General features: G+C 67.7%; 3 protein-coding genes. 1 reads left to right on the top strand and 2 read right to left on the bottom strand.

Annotated elements, in window-relative coordinates; translation table 11 throughout:
* Positions 1-111: 111 nt before the first annotated feature.
* Positions 112-1,971 (top strand): dihydroxy-acid dehydratase, encoded by a 1,860-nt coding sequence (gene ilvD / locus LPZ50_RS22590; protein WP_230665070.1) that lies wholly within the window; start codon positions 112-114, stop codon positions 1,969-1,971.
* A 233-nt stretch (positions 1,972-2,204) separates the two neighbouring features.
* On the opposite strand, the gene LPZ50_RS22585 is transcribed toward ilvD, so the two are convergent.
* Positions 2,205-3,014, bottom strand: a complete 810-nt coding sequence (locus LPZ50_RS22585) for an SDR family oxidoreductase (RefSeq protein WP_230665069.1) — start codon at positions 3,012-3,014, stop codon at positions 2,205-2,207.
* Between the two features lie 73 nt (positions 3,015-3,087).
* Positions 3,088-3,921, bottom strand: coding sequence for an aldo/keto reductase (locus tag LPZ50_RS22580; RefSeq protein ID WP_230665068.1), 834 nt, complete (start codon positions 3,919-3,921; stop codon positions 3,088-3,090).
* Positions 3,922-4,206 lie beyond the last annotated feature (285 nt).

Raw genomic sequence — 4,206 nt, 5'->3', positions numbered from 1 at the left:
GCCTGCGCGGCCGCCCGGGCTAAGCCGAGCAACGGGGCGCCGCGCGGCGGCGGCCGGCGATCCGGCGTATTATTGACGACTTTGCGTACCCCCTTTCGCCCGAGAACAGCCATGCCGCAATACCGCTCCCGCACGTCCACCCACGGCCGCAACATGGCCGGCGCCCGCGCCCTGTGGCGTGCCACAGGCATGCAGGACGGCGATTTCGGCAAACCCATCATCGCGGTGGTGAACTCGTTCACGCAGTTCGTGCCCGGCCACGTGCACCTGCGCGACCTGGGCGCCCTGGTGGCCCGCGAGATCGAAGCCGCGGGCGGCGTCGCCAAGGAATTCAATACCATCGCCGTCGATGACGGCATCGCCATGGGCCACGGCGGCATGCTGTATTCGCTGCCGTCGCGCGAACTCATCGCCGATTCGGTGGAATACATGGTCAACGCGCACTGTGCCGACGCCATGGTGTGCATCTCGAACTGCGACAAGATCACCCCGGGCATGCTGATGGCCGCCATGCGCCTGAACATTCCGGTGGTGTTCGTGTCGGGCGGCCCCATGGAAGCGGGCAAGATCAAGTCGCCCACCGACGGCAAGGTCATTGCCAAGATCGACCTGATCGACGCCATGATCAAGGCGGCCGACCCCAATGTCTCCGATGCCGAGGCCGAGCAGTTCGAACGCAGCGCCTGTCCCACGTGCGGTTCGTGTTCGGGCATGTTCACGGCCAATTCCATGAATTGCCTGACGGAAGCCATCGGCCTGGCGCTGCCGGGCAACGGCACCATCGTGGCCACGCATGCGTGGCGCAAGGGCCTGTTCGAACAGGCCGGGCGCCTGGTCGTGGATCTGTGCCGCCGCTACTACGAACAAGACGACGCCTCTGTCCTGCCGTGCAGTATCGCCACCAAGAGCGCGTTCCAGAACGCCATGACGCTGGACGTGGCCATGGGCGGTTCCACCAACACGGTGCTGCATTTGCTGGCCGCGGCGCAGGAAGCCGGCGTGGATTTCGCCATGGCCGACATCGACCGCATTTCACGCAAGGTGCCCTGCCTGTGCAAGGCCGCGCCGGCCACCGACAAGTACCACATCGAAGACGTGCACCGCGCCGGCGGCATCCTGGGCATCCTGGGTGAACTGGCGCGCGCCGATCTGCTCGACCTGAGCTGCGGCAACGTGCACAGCGGCACGCTGGGCGCGGCCATCGGGCAATGGGACATCAATGGCGGCGCGGGCGAGGCGGCGCAGAAGTTCTACCGCGCGGCGCCCGGCGGCATTCCCACCACCGTGGCCTTCAGCCAGGACGCCACCTTCCTGACGCTGGACGTCGACCGCCAGAATGGCTGCATCCGCAGCAAGCAGCACGCGTACTCGCAAGACGGCGGCCTGGCCGTGCTGTATGGCAACCTGGCCGACAAGGGCTGCATCGTCAAGACGGCGGGCGTGGACGAATCTCAGTGGGTGTTCACCGGCCGCGCGCGCGTGTTCGAAAGCCAGGACGACGCCGTCGAAGGCATTCTGGGCGACCAGATCGTGGCGGGCGATGTGGTCGTCATCCGCTACGAAGGCCCCAAGGGCGGCCCGGGCATGCAGGAAATGCTGTACCCCACGTCGTACCTGAAATCCAAGGGCCTGGGCAAGACCTGCGCGCTGTTCACCGACGGCCGTTTTTCCGGGGGCTCGTCCGGCCTGGTCATCGGCCATGCCTCGCCGGAAGCGGCCGAGGGCGGCAACGTGGGCTTGGTGGAAGACGGCGACACCATCGAAATCGACATTCCCAACCGCAAAATCCACCTGGCCGTGTCCGATGAAGAACTGGCCCGGCGCCGCGCCGCCATGGACGCTCGCGGCGACAAGGCCTGGAAGCCCGCCGACCGCCAGCGCGTGGTGTCGCAGGCCTTGCAGGCCTATGCGGCGCTTGCCACTTCGGCCGACCGCGGAGCGGTGCGGGATGTCTCGCAGCTGAAGCGCTAAGGCGCGGCTCGCCGGCACGCATCGGCATCAGGTACCCACGGCGCGACCTGACGCGGTTTGGCCGGGGGTCTGGCTCCCGCAGGGTGCCTGACCCCGTTATGTGCCGCAATAGTCTCGGTTAGACGGTGTCTGGCACCCTGACGGGAGCCAGCCACCCGGTAGTGCCCGCGAGAACTCGCCGCGGCAGCTTAAGGTAGTGCCAGCGCAGCCAGGCGCCGCACCGCCGTTCGCTTTCAAATCACCGACGACATCCCCCCGTCTACCGGGATGATCGCGCCCACTACATATGCCGAGCGCGGGCTGGCCAGGAACAGCGCCACGTCGGCCACTTCTTCGGCCTTGCCGTAGCGTCCCAGGGGAATTTTCGATTGGCCTTGCGCCAGGGCTTCGTCGCGCGTGATGCCTTGGCGCTGGGCGTCCAGGCCCAGCACCTGTTCCACCCGTTGCGTGAATGTGGGGCCGGGGTTGATGCCGTTGATCCGGATGCCGAAGCGCGCGTAATGCGCCGCCAGCCCCACGGTGGACAGCATCAGCGCCGCGTTGGCCGAGCCGCCCGCCAGGTGCGTGCTGGTGGGACGCTTGCCGCCGTTGCCGATAATGTTCACCACGATGCCGTTGGCGGCGCCCGCCGGGCGCGTTTCCGCCCGGGCGCGCATGCGCTTGAGCACCGCGTCCTGCACATGGATGTACGTGAAGAACTTCGCGTCCATGGCGGCGCGCCATTTGCCGGCGTCCAGGTCTTCGGGCTCGTGTCGGCGCGCCGCGCCGGCGCTGTTCACCAGGATATCGATGGGGCCGATCTCGGCTTCGATGCGCTCGACCACCTGCGCGGCGGCCTGCGCGTCCGACAAATCGGCCTGGAAGGTGGCCACGTTGTGGCCGCTGGCCTGCAACTGGGCCCGCGCCTGCTCCAGCCCTTGCGCGTTGCGCGCGATGATGGCCACGAACGCGCCTTCGGCGGCGAAGGCGTTCGCTACCGACAGCCCGATGCCCTTGCTGCCGCCAGTTACCACCGTGACCTTGCCATTCAGTTTCAGATTCACCTTGCGCTCCGGGTAGGACGATAGCGGACAACGATACTCCATCCGCGCCGCCACGCGCCTGCCCGGCAGGTGCTCAGTCCCACTGCGGCGCCAGGCCGGCGGGCGCGACCAGGCGGCCATCGGGGCGGGCCAGCGCCGACAGCCGCCACATATCGTCCGCGCCAAGCTCGAAATCGAAGATGCGCGCATTGTCCGCGGCTCGGTCGGCACGCAAGGTCTTGGTCAGGGCGATGACATCGTCCTGCTGCACCAGCCAGCGCAACACGATCTGCGCCGGCGTCTTGCCCAGGCGCTGCGCAACGGCCGCGATGATGGGGTCTTGCAGGGCTTTGCCGTCGGCCATGCCGTAGTAGGCCGTGATGCTCATACCCAATTGCCGCGCCTGCGCGCGCACGGCGGACTGGTCCAGATAGGGGTGATATTCCACCTGGTTGTTCACCAGCGGCGCCTGGCTCAGTTCGGCGGCCTGGCGCATCAGGGTGGTGTTGAAGTTGCTGATGCCGATGTGGCGCGCCTGGCCGCTGGCCCGGGCGTCGTTCAGCGCCGCGATCTGCTCGGCCAGCGGCACGTTCCGGCTGGGCCAGTGCAGCAGCAACAGGTCTACGTAGTCGGTACGCAGCCGTTCCAGGCTGCCGCGCACCGATTGCCGGAAATCGGCGGCGCGGTAGTGGTCGACCCACACCTTGGTGGTAATGAACACTTCCTCGCGGGCAATGCCCGACTCGGCCACGCCGCGGCCCACGTCGGCCTCGTTGTCGTAGACCTGCGCCGTGTCGATGTGGCGGTAGCCCAGTTCCAGCGCGGTCTTGACCATGCGCGCCGTGTCGTCGCCCGCCATGCGGAACACGCCCAGGCCCAATGCCGGAATCGTGCCGCCCGCGCGGGACAGGGGTTTGGTGGGGATCATTCTTGGTTGTTCCAATACACGAAGGGTTGAAGGACGGTGTCTGACACCCTGCGGGAGTCAGACACCATGCGCGGCGGCCTGCGGGAGTCAGACACCGCGCGGTATCTGTCTGGCGCGTTGCGCCGGTTCGTCCAGGTGTCAGACACCCATCAGGGTGTCTGACACCGAACCGTGCGGCGGCCTGCGCCATCGGTGTCCGGCTCAGGCCGCCGCCAGCACGCGCGGGCGGCGATCCAGCTTCCAGCTGTACAGCGCCACGGCCAGGCCGCTGGCCGTTACGGCCGC

The organism is Bordetella petrii (assembly GCF_020991325.1).
GTDB lineage: Bacteria > Pseudomonadota > Gammaproteobacteria > Burkholderiales > Burkholderiaceae_B > Bordetella_A > Bordetella_A petrii_E.
Note: the sequence above shows the minus strand (reverse complement) of the source record. Positions and strands in the feature narration are given on the sequence as shown.

Coding starts and splice junctions, on each gene's coding strand:
- ilvD (WP_230665070.1), top strand. CDS start 112: ATGCCGCAATACCGCTCCCGCACGTCCACCCACGGCCGCAACATGGCC.
- LPZ50_RS22580 (WP_230665068.1), bottom strand. CDS start 3,921: ATGATCCCCACCAAACCCCTGTCCCGCGCGGGCGGCACGATTCCGGCA.